This window comes from Psychromicrobium xiongbiense, assembly GCF_030271165.1.
Taxonomy (GTDB): domain Bacteria; phylum Actinomycetota; class Actinomycetes; order Actinomycetales; family Micrococcaceae; genus Renibacterium; species Renibacterium xiongbiense.
In genome coordinates, this window is the sequence record NZ_JASSZH010000034.1 from 1 (window position 1) to 17,918 (window position 17,918).

Sequence of the window (17,918 nt, forward strand, 5' to 3'; positions counted from 1 at the left end):
CTGAATCTGGGCTGCAATCTGCTCCAGAATGTCCTGGGGTTTCTGGTCGTAGACACAGGTGGGGGTGCCAACTTTCTGCCAATCCGGAGGTGTAGCCCAGGAAAGGCTGTGATACCACTGCACATAAGTGCCATTGGTTCCGGCTGTGCAGTTCGATTTCAACTGTGATTGGCAGAACGCACCCGGATCACCACTGTTCTGGGTGTCCGCCTGACACAGCACCTCAAAGCGATACACATGACTGGGAGCCGGAGTGATCGCATTCGACGGAGTCCAACCGGAGGTTCCTGGCACCTGCTGATAGTTGCTGGTCTGGATACCTTCGGAATCGTATGCAGGTATGGCTGGCTCAGCATTCACGGGAATCGCGACAGCAACGGCGATGAGTGCAGTTGCCATGGTCAGGATGATTCTGGAAACTTTGCTCATCAGATCGGCTTCCCGATGTCGATAATGCGCCACTGTCCGTTCTGATAGATGGCATTCACCACATCGCCTCGCGCCGTCGATCCGGGCTCGTCGACGCCAGCAGTTCCGGCAGAGGCATACTTTCCTGCGGCAGTGTTGTACTGAATCAGTACCTGATAAGCCCCATTTGCCGCCTGCACAAATGACGGTTTCGTGCTCGTCACGGTGAGCGCTGTGCCGATAATCCATTTCCCGCTGGCGTACCAGTCCTTCGTGTTGGTGAGGATAGCGGTACACCGCGTGCACTCGGAGAGAGCCATCTGTCCGGCAAGGGACGTGTCCCCAGTTTCGACGCCAAAGTTATACGCCGTGTACCAGAACCTCGCGAACGTATCCAGGCCTTTTTCGGAGAACTCGTCTGCCAGTGCGGGCTTGACTGGTTTGGGGACGTTCTGTGCCGGGCCATTCAGATCTGCCGGTTTGTAGGGTGCTGCGGCTACGGTGGTGGTCGATGGTGCCGAAGCTGATGGAGAAGCAGTGGAGGACACCGGCACCGCTGACGATGATGCAGCGGGCTCGGATCCGCCGGAGCATCCGGCCAGCAAACCCAGGACCACCATCAATACCACAACGGCACTCACACGCTGCGAGGACCAGGCCGTCATCGAACGCGTCCTCGCCGCATCATGCCTTGCCGTACGTCGTCGCATTCCTGCCATCGGGGCCACCTTCCGGGTTAGCCCATTGGATGGTCAACTGGGCTGAGTCCACCCTACGGTCACATCAGAGCAAGATGACAGCCCTCACACAGAAATGTGGATAAGTTTCCAAACACCAGAACCATAACCCCGTCACCAGATCCCGCCTCATGGAGCCTCCAGGCGGGACCTGCTACCTGATCCCGCCCCACACGCCAACCAGCCGGGACCAGATGACCGCACGGACTGGAAGAGTGCTGAGGAGCAGTCGATGCTGAGGAGGATGCTTAAGAAGTGGCTCCGAGCGCCTGAAGCATCGGGCGGAATTTGGCCCAGGTCTCCGCCAGTTCCGCCTCAGGCTGCGAGGCTGCCACAATGCCGCACCCTGCATACAGCCGCGCCTGATGCGAGCCTTCGATGACGCCACCGCGCAGCCCGATGCCCCATTCGCCATTGCCCTGCGCATCCAGCCAGCCCACCGGGCCTGCATAGGGACCGCGTTCCAGGTGCTCGATGCGCTGGATCAGCTCGCCAGCCTCGGTGCGCGGGGTCCCACAGACCGCTGCTGTGGGATGAAGGGCCTCGACGAGCGCCAGCGAGGTCGGCAGATGGGAGCCGCCGTCTGCGAGGTGGCTGGCGGCCAGTCGGGCCTGCACATCGGAGGCCAGATGCCAGACATTGGGCAACTCCAGAATGAACGGTTCTGCCGGGTAATGAAGATCTTCCGCGAACGGTGCCAGTTGTTTGACCAGGGAACGGACCGCGAACTCATGCTCCTCGCGCTGCTTGGCCGAATCCAGCAGTTCCCGCCGCGGATATCCAGGATCCTGCGGTGCCTGAGCCCGGTCCACCGTCCCGGCCAGTACCCGGGCGCGGGCCACGCCGTCCTCCACCTTGATCAGCATTTCCGGCGTCGCGCCGACAAACTGGCCCACGCCGTAGACCCAGCAATCGCGGTAATCACGGGCGAGTGCGGCCAGCACCGACTCGCGGTTCACCGGTTCACTGCTGCGGGCCAACAGATCGCGGGCCAGGACGACCTTGTCCACTTCGCCACCCTCGATGGCGGTCACGGCCTGGGCGACGGCGGCCTTCCAATCGGTCTCGGTGAGGGATCCGGGCACCACATCCCACACGACGTCCGGTTTCTCAGATGCTGTGGCCGGTACGGCTGTCGCGAAAGCCTGCTGAGCCATGACCTCATCCAACGAGGCCAGTGCCTCTTCTGCGGTGAGCCCGGCATCGGCATCGACCGTGGTGAGTGTCAGCCAGCTCAGGCCATCCCGGCGTCCCAGGAGCAGCCGAGGCATCACGAGGACGGATTCGTGCTGGGAATACCGGGAAAAAGCGAAGGAGCCGAAGGCTACCGGCCCGGTGCCGGGGAGAAGCAGATCGTTGATCACCGCGCCGCTCCGGTGCAGGGAGCGCCACCAGTCCTGGGCGTCGGCGAAGCGGTCTGGCCCCTGGAACGTGGCGCGTGTGCTGACGCCGAAGCCCAGAAGGCCTTCGTCCCGTCGGGACCAGATGAGTGTCCCGGGCCGGAGGAATTCGGTCAACGGCAGGGTGGCTGCGGGATGGGTGCTGGGGAGGGGGATGGTCAGACTGCGCAGCACGTTGACCAGCGTACTCGCCCCGGCGAGGTTCGCTGTTATCGGCCCTCCTTTTCCGATCTTTTCCCTCCCCTGTCCCAACGGGGGCGGGCATCTGGGAGAATAGCGGGGTGAACCGTGCATCCCTGGAAAAGCGTCCCGACGAAGTAGCAGCGATGTTTGACGACGTTGCGCCCCGGTATGACCTGAGCAACGACGTGCTCTCGCTGGGCCAGACCCGGCGATGGCGGCGGGTGGTGGTGGATGCCGTGGGTGCCCGGCCTGGCCAACGCGTTCTTGATGTGGCCGCCGGTACCGGAACCTCCAGCGAGCCCTATGCCGATGCCGGCATCGACGTGGTGGCACTGGACTTTTCGCTCGGCATGCTCAAGGTGGGCAAGCGTCGTCGGCCGGACATCGATTTCGTCGCCGGGGATGCCATGGCACTTCCCTTTGCGGACAACACCTTTGATGCGACCACCATCTCCTTCGGCCTGCGGAATGTGAGCGAACCGAAGGTGGCGCTCGCGGAGATGCTAAGGGTGACCAAGCCCGGCGGAACCCTGGTGGTGGCGGAGTTCTCCCGGCCCAGTTTCGCTCCCTGGCGCACCGTGTACACCGAATATCTGATGCGCGCGCTGCCCACCATCGCCCGTGTCTCCTCTTCTAACCCTGAGGCCTATGTCTACCTCGCCGAATCGATCCGCGCCTGGCCGGACCAGGATCATCTGGCGCAGTGGATCGCCGAGGCGGGCTGGGAGAAGGTCACCTACCGCAACCTCAACGGCGGGCTGGTGGCCGTGCATCGCGCGTTTAAACCAGCTGTCGCGTAGCCGGTCCAGCTCAGAGAAGAAGACACATCACGGTGAAGGTTGTCATTGTCGGCGCGGGGCCCGCAGGCTCCACGGCCGCCTATTATCTGGCTCAGTCTGGCGTCGAGGTGACGGTTCTGGAGAAGAGCCGCTTCCCTCGGGAGAAAATCTGCGGTGACGGGCTGACGCCACGCGCCGTCCGTGAACTGCAGTACCTGGGCGTGGATCACTCCGGCCCCGGATGGCGGCGGAACAAGGGCCTGCGGCTGGTGGCGCGCGGGCGCAGCGTCGAGGTGCCCTGGCGCTCCGGCGGCGACTTCCCTGACTACGGGCTGATCAGCACCCGCTACGTCTTTGACCAGGCGCTCGCCGAGCATGCCCGCAGCGCCGGTGCCCTGATCCTGGAAGGGCATACGGTCAATCAGGCTCTGCAGGACGATGCCGGACGCGTCGTGGGCGTGCGCGCCGCCGTGCTGGATGACCACGGGCGCAAAACCGGTGAATTCCGGGACTTTGACGCCGATGTGGTGCTGGCGGCGGACGGAAATTCCACCAGGACCGCACTCTCGCTGGGGCTGGAAAAGCGCGACGACCGGCCGCTGGGCGTGGCCGTGCGCACCTACTTCCGGTCGCCACGCCACGAGGACGACTGGATGGAAGGCTGGCTGGAGCTGGACGGTCCGGAAGGCCCGCTGCCCGGTTACGGCTGGGTGTTCGGGGTGGGCGATGGCACCTGCAATGTGGGCCTCGGCATCCTCAATTCCTCGAAGGAATTCGGCAAGCTGGACTACCGGCAGGTGCTGCGCGACTGGACGGCCTCGATGTCCAGCTCGGCGGCCGGCCCGGACTTCCGGCCCAAAGACCAGGTGGGCCCGGTGCGCGGTGCCGCGCTGCCGATGGGCTTCAACCGCACCCCGCACTACCAGCCCGGGCTCTTGCTGCTCGGCGACGCGGGCGGCATGGTGAGCCCGTTCAACGGTGAAGGCATCAGCTACGCGATGGAATCGGCACGCTTCGCCGCGGAGGCGATCGCTCCGGCATCGTTGGTGAACTCCCGCCTGACGCTCGATGCCGCGCTCCAGGGCTATGCGCGGCGGGTCGAGGATGAATGGGGCAAACATTTCACCCTGGGACGGGCCTTCGCCACACTGATCGGTAAGCCCTCGATCATGAAGCTCGCGCTGAGCACCGGCATGCCACTGCCGGGGCTGATGCGTGCGGTGGTGCCATTCATGGCCAATCTGAACAGCCGTCAGGATCCGCTGCCGACGGATCGCCTGGTGGCGGTTCTCGAGGCGCTGGTTCCAGCCACGAGCAATGGGCAGGTTAGGCTTGACCGGTGAGCAAAACAGAGCGCCCCGCAGGTACCGGGTGGACGCATGCCGGGCATGGTCTGCCCGACTCGGTTGAATTGGACCCGCCCACGAGTGCGCTCGCCCTGGATCTGAAACTTCCAGCGGCTTTCAGCGAGATTGCTGAGGACGCCGAGCTGGGCCCTGCGATTGCCACCTCTCTAGCCAAAGTGGAGAAGCAGCTTCGCGAGGCGATCGCCAATTCCGACCCCTTGGCCGACGCGACGTCTCGCCATCTGGTGGAAGCCGGCGGCAAGCGGATCCGGCCACTCCTGGTGCTCCTCGCTGCCCATCTGGGGGATCCGCAGCGTCCCGAGGTGGTGCGTGCCGCCGTCGTCGTTGAGCTGACCCACCTGGCCACCCTCTACCACGATGACGTGATGGACTCCGCGCCGTACCGCCGGGGTGCACCGACCGCCCATGAGGTCTGGGGCAATTCGGTGGCGATCCTGACCGGCGATCTGATTTTTGCCCGGGCGTCGATTCTGGTCTCCGAGCTGGGTGCCGAAGCCCTCGGTATCCAGGCCCGCACCTTTGAGCGACTCTGTCTGGGGCAGCTGCACGAAACCGTTGGCCCGCGCCCTGACGAGGATCCGCTGGCACACTATCTGTCCGTCATCGCGGATAAGACCGGCTCCCTGGTAGCCGCCTCCGGGCAGCTGGGCGCCATCTTTGCCGGTGTTGATCGCACAGCACAGGCCGTGCTGGTGGAGTACGGCGAGAAGGTGGGCGTGGCCTTCCAACTGGCCGATGACGTGATCGACGTAACCGGGATGAAGCAGGTGTCCGGGAAGTCGCCGGGCACCGATCTGCGCGAAGGTGTACCCACGTTGCCTGTGCTGCTGTTGCGTCAGGCGGCGCCGAGCGATCCCAGCGCCGCTGCTGTGCTGGAGCTGGTGGACGGGGATCTGAGCTCGGATGAAGCCTTGGCCGAGGCCGTTGCCGCCCTGCGCGAGCACCCCGTGACCGAGGCCTCCTGGACGATTGCCCGGCGGTGGGCCGACGAGGCCGTTGCCGCCCTGGATCCGTTGCCGGAGGGAATGGTGAAATCGGCGCTGGCCAGCTTCGCCCAGGCCGTGGTGCACCGTGAGGTGTAGGGGTTACGCTTCGCAGCAACGGACGGCGTCAAAGTTTTAAGCAGTTACTGGGCACAGCCGAGGAAACATCCGCGGGATTCCGGGGTATTCTGTGGCGGAATCATCAGTAAGTGCTTAAAACCTTGACCGGTCACTGCTCCTCCACATCCCCCTTTCTGCTCAGAGTTGCCCACATCGCGAGGCGGCGGGCTGCGCCCGGATCGGGCGGAGGCTCAGTCTGGAGCGATGGATCTGGTGAAGTGGATGGCAGCCCGCGGCGGCATCGCCCGGCGCAAGGCGCTGATTCGTGCGGGTTTCAGCGACCGTAAGCTGCGCCGAGCGGTGGATTCGGGGATCGTTTCCCGACTTCACCCCGGAACGTATGCTCTGCCGACAAGCGCCCCGGCGTACCTGTCTGCAGCAAGGAACTCAGGCCTGCTGACCTGTGTTTCCGCGGCTGAGTACTACCACCTGTGGCAGCTGCGGGAACCGGAAGAAGTTCATCTCCAGCTCCCGCCGCATGTCCAGGCACCGGACGCCCGGCCTCATCGACTGCGTCGCGTGGCATCGCCAGCTGCCGCGCCGGTGGCCTCGCTGGTCGATGTCCTGTTGGACGCACTGCGCTGCAGGCCCTGGGATGAGTCGCTGGTGATGGTGCAATGCGCAGTCGGCCGGGGCGATATTCATTTGGATTTCCTCCGGGATCGGCTGAGCGGCGGCCGGAATTCGCCAGCCCGGAAGGTGCTGGATATGGTGCGGTTCCGTGCCGATTCCCTCCTGGAATGCCTGCTTGCCGCGAGGCTGATGCAGGCCGGAATTCCCTTCGAGCAACATGTTCGGCTGGCAGGAATTGGCGAGGTGGACTTTGTCATCGCCGGGCGTCTGATCGTGGAGCTCGACGGTGGCACCCATTTTGAGCCACGCCAGATCAAACGGGACCGTCGCCGGGACAACGCTGCGGCATCGGCCGGGTATGCCTCACTGCGATACTTTTACGACGACGTCGTCCATCAGCCAGAGCGGACGATGGCGCAGATCGGGCAGGTGCTGCGGACGGCGTCAAAGTTTTAAGCACTTACTGGGCGTGGCCGAGGAAACATCCGCGGGATTCCAGGGTTTTCTGTGGCGACGGCGTCACTAAGTGCTTAAAACCTTGACGCGGCGAAGGTAAGCGAGAAGAGCTCAGTCCTCGTCGTCGTCCTCATCGCTGAAGACCCAGTCGAAGTAGTCCAGAACGAATTCGCTGAACGTGCCCTCTTCGCAGATCCAGCTGCCCTTGGCGTTATTACGCCGCCAGACCAAGGGATCCGGCACGTCGATCTGGTCCACCCGGATGCCCCAGGTGTGCTCCTCTTCCTCATCTTCCAGGAAGAGAAGGTATCCCTCATCGTGCTCCAGCTCATCCGGATCCCAGAAGAAGTAGTAGGCCTCCATCAGCTCGGAGTTGCCCAGCGCCTGGTAGAACTCGCGCAGCGCCAACGGCACGGGGTGGGCCAACTCGGCATCCAGAACGGCATGGGTGAGCCCGTCCTCTGTTTCCCACGGGGTGGAAAGATGCTTCGGGACGACGTCTCGGAACTTCTGCAGGAACATGTCACTCACCCCTTTAGTCTAGGCCGCCAGACGGCGTGCGGTGCATGCCAGCCAAAGTGCCAGGCGCTGATCCGGAAAGCAAAGACCACGATGGCGATCACCAGCCCGGTGCCGAGGTTGAGCCAGTGCCCCCACCAGGCGAGCGCGGTCAGGCTGGCGCCGGCCATCGCGGGGATGGCGTAGATGTCCTGGGAGTCGAAGAGTTGCGGCACCTGATTGGCCACCACATCGCGCAGCACCCCGCCACCCACGGCGGTGGTGACGCCCAGCAGAATGGAGGCCACCGGGTTCATTCCGGCATCCAGAGCCTTGACTGTTCCGGTGATGCAGAACAGCGCCAGGCCGGCGGCATCGACGATGGTCAGCAGACGCCCGGCCTTCTCCACATGCGCATAGAGGAAGTGAATCAGCAGGGCCGCCAGCACCGGGGGTGCGAGATAGATCGGCGAGGCGAAGGCCACCGGGGTCACCCCGATCACCAGGTCACGGACAACGCCGCCACCCAGGCCCACCAGGCAGCCGAGCAGGATCGATCCGATCAGATCGAAGCCTTTCCGGGCAGCCAGCAGATTGCCGGAGACGGCAAAGAAGAAAACTCCTAGCAGGTCCGGCAGAAGGTCCGGCAAAAGGTCAGGGGCCACCGCAGCAGATTACACTTCCACCCATGAAGGAGCACCCATGAAGCAGCCCATTCTGATCGCCTGCAGCCATGGAACCGACAATTCAGCCGGTCGTGCGGCCATCAACCAGCTGCGTGAGGAACTGCGTCAGCTCCGGCCTGGACTCGAGGTGCGCGAGGCCTACGTTGACGTACAGCAGCCAGCCCTGCCCGATGTCGTCGCCGGGCTGCCCGAGGGGGCTCCCGCCGTCGTGCTCCCGTTGCTGTTGACGGTGGGGTATCACGTGCTGGTGGATGTGGCGCAGGCCGCGGCCTCCCGCCCGCTGACTGGCGCGGCAGCACCTCTGGGTCCAGACCCCAGATTGGCTCAGGTTCTGGCGGACCGGCTGACGGAGATTCCGGGATTCGGCCCGCACTGGTCGGTGGTGCTGGCCTCTGCAGGCTCTTCCCGGCCGGAAGCGGAGCTGGCGATGGAGGTGACGGCAGAGTTCCTCCGCGCATCGATCCCGAACACGGTGCGGCTGGGCTTTGGCGCCGGGGCGCAGCCGCGGGTGCCTGAGGCAGTTGCCCTGGCCAGAGCCGCAGCCGCAGACGCAGACGCCACGGGCGAGTCGGCCCCGATCGCGGTTGCCTCCTATCTTCTGGCCCCCGGATACTTTCAGGATCAGCTGGCCAAAGCCGAGGCTGATGCCGTCGCTCAGGCCCTGCTGCCGGATCGGCGTATCGCGGAGGTCGCTCTGGAACGCTATGACCAGGCCTGCCAGGAGTTGCAGGAGCTATCTGCCTGAGGCGCGCTGGAGTGATTCGCCCTGACCCAGATGACGAACTGTTGCTCCGCATGACGCAACGTGAGGACTGGTCCGACGCCGCGCGGGGGAGGCCTCTACCCTCGATACATGACTCAAGCCACCACCCGCCCTGCTGCTGCTGGCCGGGCCGTTACCGGGCGATCTGCCACCGCCCGGCCTGCCGCGAAGCCGCACGGCCAGTGGAAGGTGGATGGCACCACCCCGCTGAATGCCAATGAGGCGTGGAAGCAGGAGGACGGCGGGCTCAATGTCCGCGAGCGGATCGAGCAGATCTACTCCAAGGATGGCTTTGATTCGATCGATGGCACCGACCTGCACGGACGCTTCCGCTGGTGGGGCCTTTATACCCAGCGCAAGCCCGGCATCGACGGCGGAAAGACCGCAACCTTGGAGCCGCATGAGCTCGAAGACAAATACTTCATGCTCCGGGTCCGGATCGATGGCGGTGCGCTGAGCACCGAGCAACTGCGTGTCATCGGCCAGATCTCGGTGGACTTCGCCCGCGGATCGGCAGATCTGACCGACCGGCAGAACATCCAGCTGCACTGGATCCAGGTGGAGGATGTGCCGGAGATCTGGCGCCGCTTGGAGGCCGTGAACCTTTCCACGACGGAGGCCTGTGGCGATGTGCCGCGCGTTATCCTGGGCTCGCCGGTGGCTGGCATCGCCAAGGACGAAATCCTGGACCCGACGCCGCTGATCGAAGAGATCGCCGAGCGGTTCATCGGCGATACCTCCCTGGCCAACCTGCCCCGGAAGTACAAGACCGCGATCACCGGCCATCCCTCGCAGGACGTGGTGCATGAGATCAACGACTGCGCTTTCGTTGGCATCGTCCATCCCAGACTGGGCGTCGGCTACGACCTCTGGGTGGGCGGCGCACTGTCCACCAACCCGATGCTCGGCAAGCGACTGGGCGCCTTCGTACTGCCCGAGCAGGGCGCCGAGGTCTGGCACGGTGTGACCAGCATCTTCCGTGACTACGGGTACCGGCGGATGCGCACCAAAGCCAGGCTGAAGTTCCTGATGGCCGACTGGGGACCGGAAAAGTTCCGCCAGGTGCTGGAGGACGAATATCTGGGCTATAAGCTCAACGACGGCCCGGCTGCCCCGAAGCCGGAGACACCCGGTGACCACATCGGCATCCATGAGCAGAAGGACGGCGCCTTCTTCATCGGCGTCGCACCCACCGCGGGCAGGCTGAGCGGACAAAACCTGCTGGAGCTGGCGGATGCCCTGGAAGCGCACGGTTCCGCCCGGCTGCGCACCACTCCGCACCAGAAACTCGTCATTCTCGACGTGCCGCCGGCCCAGGTGGAAAGCCTCGTGGCCCGGCTGGACGAGCTCGGGCTCTCCGCCCGCCCCTCGATCTTCCGCCGCGGGACCATCGCCTGCACCGGCATCGAATTCTGCAAGCTCGCCATCGTGGAGACCAAGGTCACTGCGGCGACGGCGATCGCGGAACTGGAACGGAGGCTCGCCGATCTGGGGGAGACGGGCGCCCTGCCGCAAGCCCTGAGCCTGCACATCAACGGCTGCCCCAACTCCTGTGCGCGGATCCAGACCGCGGACATCGGGCTCAAGGGCATGATGCTGCCCACACCCGATGGCGATCCCAGCCCTGGCTTCCAGGTCCACCTGGGCGGAGGGCTGGCCTCCACCGACCGTGAGGAGGCCGGACTGGGCCGGACAGTGCGCGGCCTGAAAGTCTACGTCGCGGACCTTCCAGACTATGTGGAACGTGTGGTCCGCCGCTTTGTGGCCGACCGTGCCGAGGGCCAGAGCTTCGCCGAATGGGCGCACGCCGCGGACGAGGAGGCACTGCAGTGACTCCCACCGCCGCAGTGAAGCGCAGTCATGACGAGCTCCGGGCGCTCGCCGCCTCCGGTGCTGAGGAACTCGGTTGGGATGCCTCCGCGCAGGAGGTGATCGGCTGGGTACAACGCCATTTCGCCACCTCGGCGGTAACGGTCGCCTGCTCCATGGCAGATGCCGTTCTGCCTGCCTTGGTGGCCGAGCAGCTGCCCGGCGTCGACGTGCTGTTCCTGGACACCGGCTACCACTTCCCGGAGACCTACGTGACGCGCGACGAAGTGGCCGCGAACTTGCGCGTCACCATCGTGGACGTACTGCCGGAAAACACGGTGGAAGCGCAGGACCGGCTGTTCGGCAAGGACCTCTTTGCCCGCGATGCCGCCGCCTGCTGCGCGATGCGCAAGGTCCAGCCGCTGCGCCGGACCCTGGCCGGCTACGAGCTCTGGTTCACGGGAGTACGCCGGGACGAGGCTCCTACCCGGACCAACACCCCACTCGTGACCTGGGACGATGCGAACGGCCTGGTCAAGGTGAACCCGGTGGCACCGTGGACCTTCGATCAACTCATCGCCTACTCCAGCGATAACTTCCTGCCGGTCAACCCCCTGCTCTCCCAGGGGTACCCCTCGATCGGTTGCCAGCCCTGCACCCAGAAGGTCGCGCCCGGGGCTGACCCCCGCTCGGGCCGCTGGGCGGGCACGGACAAGACAGAATGTGGGTTACACGTATGAGTGCATCACTGGTTGACGCAGCCACCCCTGCACAGGGCCTGTTGTCGAGTCTGGATGTTCTGGAGTCGGAGTCGATCCACATTCTGCGCGAAGTGGTGGCGGAGTTTGAGCGTCCGGCGATGCTGTTCTCCGGGGGCAAGGACTCCGTGGTCATGCTGCATCTGGCCACCAAGGCATTCTGGCCCGGGAAGGTGCCGTTTCCGGTGCTGCACGTCGACACCGGGCACAACTTCCCTGAGGTGCTCGATTTCCGCGATCGGACGGTGGAGCGGCTGGGGCTGCGCCTCGTCGTCGGCAGCGTCCAGGAGTATCTGGACCGTGGTGAACTGAGCGAGCGCGCTGACGGCACCCGGAATCCGCTGCAGACCGCACCGTTGCTGGGCGCCATCGCCTCCGAACGGTTTGACGCCGTCTTTGGCGGTGGGCGTCGTGACGAGGACAAGGCCCGGGCCAAGGAACGCATCCTGAGTCTGCGCGACGAGTTTGGCCAGTGGGATCCCCGTAATCAGCGGCCGGAACTGTGGAATCTGTACAACGGCCGGCACACCGTGGGCCAGCATGTGCGGGCCTTCCCGATCAGCAACTGGACCGAACTGGACATCTGGCGCTACATCGAGCGCGAAGGCATTGAGCTTCCCTCGATCTACTACGCCCATGAGCGGGAGGTCTTTGCCCGCGACGGGATGTGGATGGCGGTGGGGCCGTACTCGGAACCGCGACCCAGCGAGGCCGTGGTGTCCAGGACCGTGCGCTACCGGACGGTGGGGGACATGTCGTGCACCGGGGCTGTGCTGTCCACGGCGGCAACCGTGGCCGATGTCGTGCTGGAAGTCGCCGCCTCAACGCTGACCGAGCGTGGTGCCACCCGGGCGGATGACCGGATCTCCGAGGCCGCGATGGAAGACCGGAAAAAGGATGGGTACTTCTGATGAGTGTTGCACTTTCCCCGGCTGCGGCGGAGTCTGAGATCGCGGCTCCGCTGAACGGCACGCTGTTCCGCTTCGCGACGGCGGGTTCGGTCGATGACGGGAAGTCCACCCTGGTGGGCCGACTGCTGCACGATTCCAAGGCGATCCTCGCCGACACCCTGGACGCGGTGGCCCGCACCTCGGCTGAACGCGGCTTCGGCGGCGCGGATGCTGAAGGCACGGCACGGCTGGACCTGGCTCTGCTGACCGACGGTCTGCGCGCCGAGCGCGAGCAGGGCATCACGATCGATGTGGCGCACCGCTATTTCGCCACCGATCGCCGAAGCTTCATCCTCGCGGACTGCCCCGGGCATGTGCAGTACACCAAGAACACGGTGACCGGCGCCTCCACGGCGGACGCCGTCATCGTGCTCATTGATGCGCGTAAGGGCGTGCTGGAGCAGACCCGGCGGCACCTTTCGGTCCTGCATCTGCTGCGTGTTCCGCAGGTGATCATCGCGGTGAACAAGATCGACCTGGTGGACTTCTCCGAGGCCGTGTTCACGGCCATTGCGGACGATGTCGCCGCGGTCGCCGCCTCGATCGGGCTGCCGGTACCGCTGGTGGTCCCGGTGTCCGCACTCGAAGGCGACAATGTGGTGGAGCTCTCCGAGCGGACGCCCTGGTACGAGGGCTCTTCGCTGCTGGGCATCCTGGAATCGCTGCCCTCGATCGATGAGCTCCGGGTGGCTGGCGCGGATGCCGAGGCAGAGCCGTTTCGCTTCCCGGTGCAGCTGGTGCTGCGTCCGCAGGGCGGCCTGGCCCCCGGGCTCGATGCCGAGGAATTCCGGGACTACCGCGGTTACGCGGGTCAGATCGCTTCCGGGACGGTCTCGGTGGGGGATGCGGTGACCGTGCTGCCCGTGGGACGCACGACCACCGTGGTCGGCATCGACGGCCCCGGTGGCGTGCCGCTGGATACCGCCGAGGCGCCGCAATCGGTGGTGCTGCGCCTGGCTGACGAACTGGATGTGGCGCGAGGCGAGTTGATCGGAGCCGCAGGTACGACGCGTGAGGCCACGCAGGATCTCTACTCCTCGCTGTGCTGGCTCTCACCCAAGCCTCTGCGCGAGGGCGCCAAGGTGCTGGTCAAGCACGGCACCCGCACGGTCCAGGCCCTGATCCGGGTGATCAGTGGCAAAGTCGACCTGGACACCTTCACGCTGGAGCCGGCATCGGGCCTGGAACTCAATGACATCGGTTCGGTGCAGTTACGTTTGGCTTCGCCGCTGCCGGTGGAGCCCTACGCCCAGCACCGCCGGACCGGCGCTTTCCTGGTGATCGACCCGCTGGATGGCAACACCCTGGCCGCAGGTATGGTGGCCGATCATCCGGGGGATTCTGAGGACGAGCGGTACGTGATCTGAGGCGTTTTTAAGCTGGTCCTTTAAGCTAGTCTGTTCAGATCTGAACAGAACGATTGACACCGAAACATCTGATTTATAGTGTGAATGAGTCGTCAAATTGGGGATTTGGGGCCAGTTGTGGCGACTCATTCATTCTGTACATCGGATCTCTAGGGATCATGGCGAAAGTGTTCTGTGCCCCTATGACTGCTGTTCTTCGGCCCACTCCTGAGCAACTCATCTGGCAACACGATGGCCTGGGTGTCTTTTTTCACTTTGGCATCAACACCTTCCACGGCAAGGAATGGAGCGACGGCACGCTCCCGGCGTCCTCCTTCAATCCGACTGAGCTCGATGCCGAACAGTGGGTGCGAACGGCGCAGGCTGCAGGTGCCCGCTACGTGATTCTGACCGCCAAACATCACGATGGCTTCTGCCTGTGGCCGACGGCGATGACCGACTATTCGGTGGCTTCCTCGCCCTGGAAGGACGGTCAGGGTGATGTGGTGGCCGAGGTTGCCGCGGCCTGCCGGAAGCTCGGTATGAAGCTGGGCCTCTACCTCTCGCCCTGGGACCGGAACGCGGACTGTTATCCCGACGCGGCAGCCTATGACGAGTTCTACCTGGGCCAGCTGCGTGAGTTGTGCAGCAACTACGGGCCGCTTTCCGAGTTGTGGTTCGATGGCGCCGGCTCGGAAGGGCGCGAATACGACTGGGCGCGGATTGCCGCCGTGATCGATGAGCTGCAGCCCGGAGCCATGGTGTTCAATATGGGTCGCCCCACGATTCGCTGGGTGGGCAATGAAGACGGCCTTGCCTCCGATCCGGTGGAGTATGTGGTGGACCGGACCGACTTCTCCAATTACACCGTGGTGACGACGAAGCTTGAGGAAGGGCTGTACCTTCCGCCCGAATGCGATGTGTCGATCCGCCGGGGATGGTTCTGGCACCCCGAGGAAGAGCCCAAGGAGCTCGATCACCTGCTGGCGATCTACTACCGTTCGATCGGCCTGGGTGCCAATCTGCTGCTCAACCTTCCGCCGGATACCCGGGGCCTGATCCCCGAGGAGGACGTGCGCCGGATCACCGAGTGGGGCGCGGAGATTGAGCGGCGGTTTGGTGCTCCAATTCCGGCACGGGTGACCGCGGTTGCCGACGCAGGTGCAGCCGCTGGCGCCCCCGATGGGATGGAGCTGAGCCGCTGGCGGATCGACTTCGATGGGCCGCAGCGGGTGGATCATCTGAGGCTGGCCGAGGACTTGCAGGAGGGCCAGCGCATTCAACGGCACCGGATTCTTGACGCCGAGGGCCGGATGATCGCTCAGGGGCAGACCATCGGATCGCAGAGAATCCACGCCTTCCCGGCCGTGGTGGTGGACCGCCTGGTGCTTGAAGCGGAGGGGCCATCCCCGCGATTGGCCAGCGTAGACGGGTTCCTGACCGGCGTGGAGACAGCTCCTGACATCGGATATCTTGCGCCGACGACCTATCCCGAGGGCTATGTTGACGCCTGAGGTGCCCGACGCACCATCGGTGCCCGGTTCACGGCCGTTCCAGATCGGTCGGGAGCTGTCCGCCGCGCTGGACCGATGGTCGGCCCGGATTCTGGAGGTGACCTCGGATGAGAAGCTGGCCGCCATGTTCGGCGTCTGCATGCGTTCCACGCTGCAGGACACTGTCAATCTGCAGTCCGATGGCACTACCTTCGTGATCACCGGAGACATCCCCGCCATGTGGCTGCGGGATTCCAGCGCCCAGGTGAGGCCCTTCCTCCGCCTGCTGGATGACCCCGCGCCGGGTGCTGACCTCGCGCAGGGTGTCGACACGGCAGGCGTGAATCGTGGCTTGGTGGAGGGCCCAGACGGTGATTCGCTGGTCGAGGCGCTCGCTGGCCTGGTGCGCCGCCAGTTCGCTTGCATTGCGCTGGATTCCTATGCGAACGCCTTCAATCAGGAACCCAGTGGTGATCGATGGGACCAGGAGGATCTGCCGCAGAGCCCCTGGGTCTGGGAGCGGAAGTATGAGGTGGATTCGCTGGCCTTCCCTGTCCAGCTGGCGCACCGGCTCTGGACGCTGACGGGGCGCACCGACTTCCTGGACCAGACCGCGCACCGGTGCCTGGGCGGCATCGTGGATCAGTGGACAGCGGAACAGCGCCACGAGAATTCGACGTACCGCTTCGAGCGACCCACCACGATTCCCACCGAAACCCTGGCGCGGGAGGGGTGCGGCACGCCGGTGGGCTATACGGGGATGACCTGGAGCGGATTCCGGCCCAGCGATGACGCCTGCAGGTACGGCTATAACCTTCCAGCGAATCTCTTCGCCGCCCTGACCCTGGCCCAGACGGCAGAGCTGGCCCGGGCAGTCTACGACGATGACGCGCTGGCGGAGCGTGCGCTTACCCTCCGGGCGGAGATCCTCGCGGGAGTGGTGGCCTTCGGTGTGGTGGAGCATCCAGAGTATGGTCCGGTCTATGCCTACGAAGTGGATGGTCTGGGCAACCACCTGCTGATGGACGATGCCAATATGCCGAGCCTGAGTTCGCTACCGCTGTGCAGCGAACTGGATGAACAGGACCCTGTCTATCTGGCCACCCGGGAGCTCGTGAACGGTCCGGAGAATCCCTACTTCTACCAGGGAGCGGCGGCGTCCGGCATCGGCAGTCCCCACACGCCGCCCGGCTACATCTGGCCGATCGGCCTGGCAGTGCGCGGGCTGACCACTATGGACCGGCGGGAGCAGTGGCGCATACTTCAGCTGCTGCGGAACACCGATGCGGGTACCGGTCGGATGCACGAAGGCTTTGACGTTCAGGATCCGTCACGCTTCACCCGGCCCTGGTTCTCCTGGGCGGACTCCATGTTCTGCGAACTGCTGATGGCCTATGTAGAGGGCTCCGCAACTGCGCGCTGAGTGTTCGATGTGCTGCGTATGAAGGTCTCCTCAACGCCACCTGGGGGTCGAATCATCTGATGATGCTGGCAAAATATGCTCAAAAATGGCGCAATACTGGCGTAATGAATCAATAAAACGCTTTATAAGTCGGATGAATCTGTGTAGTGTGAATCACACTCGCTCCCTTATGGTCCCCCAGAAAGGAGTCATCCATGACCTTATTGCCCACCGCGCCCAGCGCGGATGCCGGTACTCTGAGGCAACTTCCGTCACCTCGCGCTGCGGATCCGCAACCCCGCAGCACGATGCGGCGGATTCGTGAACCGCGTGCGGACCGGTTTCTGAACGTGATCCTGCTGATCGTGCTCGGCATCCTGTCGTTGTCGATCCTCTATCCGCTGCTTTTTGTGCTCAGTGCCTCCTTCTCGGATCCCTCGGCAGTCAGTTCCGGTCAGGTGACCCTGTGGCCCGTGGGGTTCTCCGTGGACGCCTACCAGGCGATCTTTCAGTACCCGCTGATTTTCCAGGGGCTGTTGAACTCGCTGTTGTATGCCGTGGTCCTGACCATCATCGCCACCTGCGCCACGATCGCTGGCGGATATGCGCTCTCCCGCACTGATCTTCCGGGACGCAGGCTGCTCATGATGGTGTTCGTTTTCACCATGTTCTTCTCCGGAGGGATGATTCCCTCTTATCTGGTGGTGAAGAGCCTGGGCATGCTCAATACCCCGTGGGCGATGATTCTGCCGGGGGCGATGAGCGTGTGGCAGCTGATCGTGACCCGCACCTACTTTCAGGTCAATGTCCCCCAGGAGCTTCTGGAGTGTTCACGGATCGACGGGGCATCAGATGCACGGTTCTTCTTCCAGGTGGTGATTCCGCTCTCGAAGCCGATCATCGCCGTCAACGTTCTGCTGTTCGCGGTGGGGTCCTGGAATTCCTATTTCAATGGCCTGATCTACCTGACCGACGAGCATCTCTATTCACTGCCCATGGTCATGCGGGACATCCTTCTGCAGAATTCCTTTGACCCATCCCGGATGGCCAGTGCGGACCCCGCACAGGTGGAGAAGCTCAAACGCATTGCCGATCAGCTCAAATACGCGCTGATCGTCGTCGCCAGCATCCCGCCTCTGCTCATCTATCCCTTTGTGCAAAAACATTTTGTCAAGGGCATGATGGTCGGCTCGCTGAAAGGGTGAGG

At 64.3% G+C, this 17,918-nt stretch carries 16 protein-coding genes and 1 pseudogene; 12 read left to right on the forward strand and 5 right to left on the reverse strand.

The genetic code is table 11. The annotated features are described in order from the left end of the window. The 3 genes and pseudogenes from QQM37_RS11885 to QQM37_RS11895 all read right to left on the reverse strand — a co-directional run. Positions 1 to 399: pseudogene (locus tag QQM37_RS11885) on the reverse strand (hypothetical protein); the annotation flags it as partial. Between the two features lie 29 nt (positions 400 to 428). Beyond that, a complete protein-coding gene (locus QQM37_RS11890) occupies positions 429 to 1,073 on the reverse strand; it encodes a DUF6318 family protein (protein WP_285727760.1) in 645 nt (214 codons plus the stop codon). A gap of 320 nt (positions 1,074 to 1,393) precedes the next feature. Next, positions 1,394 to 2,728 (reverse strand): isochorismate synthase, encoded by a 1,335-nt coding sequence (locus tag QQM37_RS11895; protein ID WP_285727883.1) that lies wholly within the window; start codon positions 2,726 to 2,728, stop codon positions 1,394 to 1,396. A gap of 98 nt (positions 2,729 to 2,826) precedes the next feature. On the opposite strand from QQM37_RS11895, the gene QQM37_RS11900 reads away from it, so the two are divergent. The 4 genes from QQM37_RS11900 (at position 2,827) to QQM37_RS11915 (ending at position 7,006) form a co-directional block, all read left to right on the forward strand. Next, positions 2,827 to 3,528 carry a demethylmenaquinone methyltransferase gene (locus QQM37_RS11900; protein WP_285727762.1) on the forward strand — a complete coding sequence of 234 codons (702 nt, stop codon included), beginning with the start codon at positions 2,827 to 2,829 and terminating at the stop codon, positions 3,526 to 3,528. A 32-nt stretch (positions 3,529 to 3,560) separates the two neighbouring features. After that, positions 3,561 to 4,850: a geranylgeranyl reductase family protein gene (locus QQM37_RS11905; protein WP_285727763.1), complete on the forward strand. Its 1,290-nt coding sequence runs from the start codon at positions 3,561 to 3,563 to the stop codon at positions 4,848 to 4,850. After that, positions 4,847 to 5,956, forward strand: coding sequence for a polyprenyl synthetase family protein (locus QQM37_RS11910; RefSeq protein ID WP_285727765.1), 1,110 nt, complete (start codon positions 4,847 to 4,849; stop codon positions 5,954 to 5,956). Before QQM37_RS11905 ends, QQM37_RS11910 begins: the two co-directional genes overlap by 4 nt. Positions 5,957 to 6,181: 225 nt before the next feature. Next, a complete protein-coding gene (locus QQM37_RS11915) occupies positions 6,182 to 7,006 on the forward strand; it encodes a type IV toxin-antitoxin system AbiEi family antitoxin domain-containing protein (protein WP_285727767.1) in 825 nt (274 codons plus the stop codon). Between the two features lie 111 nt (positions 7,007 to 7,117). On the opposite strand, the gene QQM37_RS11920 is transcribed toward QQM37_RS11915, so the two are convergent. Beyond that, positions 7,118 to 7,537 carry a hypothetical protein gene (locus tag QQM37_RS11920; protein ID WP_285727768.1) on the reverse strand — a complete coding sequence of 140 codons (420 nt, stop codon included), beginning with the start codon at positions 7,535 to 7,537 and terminating at the stop codon, positions 7,118 to 7,120. Continuing rightward, positions 7,534 to 8,169, reverse strand: coding sequence for a trimeric intracellular cation channel family protein (locus QQM37_RS11925; protein ID WP_285727770.1), 636 nt, complete (start codon positions 8,167 to 8,169; stop codon positions 7,534 to 7,536). Before QQM37_RS11925 ends, QQM37_RS11920 begins: the two co-directional genes overlap by 4 nt. 37 nt (positions 8,170 to 8,206) lie before the next feature. On the opposite strand from QQM37_RS11925, the gene QQM37_RS11930 reads away from it, so the two are divergent. From QQM37_RS11930 to QQM37_RS11965, 8 genes are all read left to right on the forward strand, one after another. Then, a complete protein-coding gene (locus tag QQM37_RS11930) occupies positions 8,207 to 8,935 on the forward strand; it encodes a sirohydrochlorin chelatase (protein WP_285727772.1) in 729 nt (242 codons plus the stop codon). A 108-nt stretch (positions 8,936 to 9,043) separates the two neighbouring features. Beyond that, the gene (locus QQM37_RS11935; protein ID WP_285727774.1) at positions 9,044 to 10,786 is read left to right on the forward strand and encodes a nitrite/sulfite reductase; all 1,743 of its coding nucleotides are present in this window, start codon (positions 9,044 to 9,046) and stop codon (positions 10,784 to 10,786) included. Further along, entirely contained in the window at positions 10,750 to 11,502 is a 753-nt protein-coding gene (locus QQM37_RS11940) for a phosphoadenylyl-sulfate reductase (protein WP_285727776.1), read from the forward strand. The genes QQM37_RS11935 and QQM37_RS11940 overlap by 37 nt, the downstream gene beginning before the upstream one ends. After that, positions 11,499 to 12,431 (forward strand): sulfate adenylyltransferase subunit CysD, encoded by a 933-nt coding sequence (gene cysD / locus QQM37_RS11945; protein WP_285727778.1) that lies wholly within the window; start codon positions 11,499 to 11,501, stop codon positions 12,429 to 12,431. Before QQM37_RS11940 ends, cysD begins: the two co-directional genes overlap by 4 nt. Further along, positions 12,431 to 13,837, forward strand: a complete 1,407-nt coding sequence (locus QQM37_RS11950; RefSeq protein ID WP_285727780.1) for a sulfate adenylyltransferase subunit 1 — start codon at positions 12,431 to 12,433, stop codon at positions 13,835 to 13,837. The genes cysD and QQM37_RS11950 overlap by 1 nt, the downstream gene beginning before the upstream one ends. Positions 13,838 to 14,019: 182 nt before the next feature. Next, on the forward strand, positions 14,020 to 15,330 hold the full coding sequence (locus tag QQM37_RS11955; RefSeq protein ID WP_285727782.1) for an alpha-L-fucosidase: 1,311 nt from the start codon (positions 14,020 to 14,022) through the stop codon (positions 15,328 to 15,330). A 1-nt stretch (position 15,331) separates the two neighbouring features. Next, complete coding sequence (locus QQM37_RS11960) at positions 15,332 to 16,732, forward strand: glycoside hydrolase family 125 protein (RefSeq protein WP_285727784.1); 1,401 nt, start codon at positions 15,332 to 15,334, stop codon at positions 16,730 to 16,732. A gap of 194 nt (positions 16,733 to 16,926) precedes the next feature. Next, positions 16,927 to 17,916: a carbohydrate ABC transporter permease gene (locus QQM37_RS11965; RefSeq protein ID WP_285727786.1), complete on the forward strand. Its 990-nt coding sequence runs from the start codon at positions 16,927 to 16,929 to the stop codon at positions 17,914 to 17,916. The last annotated feature ends 2 nt before the right edge of the window (positions 17,917 to 17,918 follow it).

Excerpts from the sequence above, each read along its gene's own strand:
- QQM37_RS11890 (WP_285727760.1), bottom strand. The coding sequence starts at position 1,073 with ATGACGGCCTGGTCCTCGCAGCGTGTGAGTGCCGTTGTGGTATTGATG.
- QQM37_RS11915 (WP_285727767.1), top strand. The coding sequence starts at position 6,182 with ATGGATCTGGTGAAGTGGATGGCAGCCCGCGGCGGCATCGCCCGGCGC.
- QQM37_RS11930 (WP_285727772.1), top strand. The coding sequence starts at position 8,207 with ATGAAGCAGCCCATTCTGATCGCCTGCAGCCATGGAACCGACAATTCA.
- QQM37_RS11935 (WP_285727774.1), top strand. The coding sequence starts at position 9,044 with ATGACTCAAGCCACCACCCGCCCTGCTGCTGCTGGCCGGGCCGTTACC.
- QQM37_RS11940 (WP_285727776.1), top strand. The coding sequence starts at position 10,750 with ATGGGCGCACGCCGCGGACGAGGAGGCACTGCAGTGACTCCCACCGCC.
- cysD (WP_285727778.1), top strand. The coding sequence starts at position 11,499 with ATGAGTGCATCACTGGTTGACGCAGCCACCCCTGCACAGGGCCTGTTG.
- QQM37_RS11950 (WP_285727780.1), top strand. The coding sequence starts at position 12,431 with ATGAGTGTTGCACTTTCCCCGGCTGCGGCGGAGTCTGAGATCGCGGCT.
- QQM37_RS11955 (WP_285727782.1), top strand. The coding sequence starts at position 14,020 with ATGACTGCTGTTCTTCGGCCCACTCCTGAGCAACTCATCTGGCAACAC.
- QQM37_RS11965 (WP_285727786.1), top strand. The coding sequence starts at position 16,927 with ATGACCTTATTGCCCACCGCGCCCAGCGCGGATGCCGGTACTCTGAGG.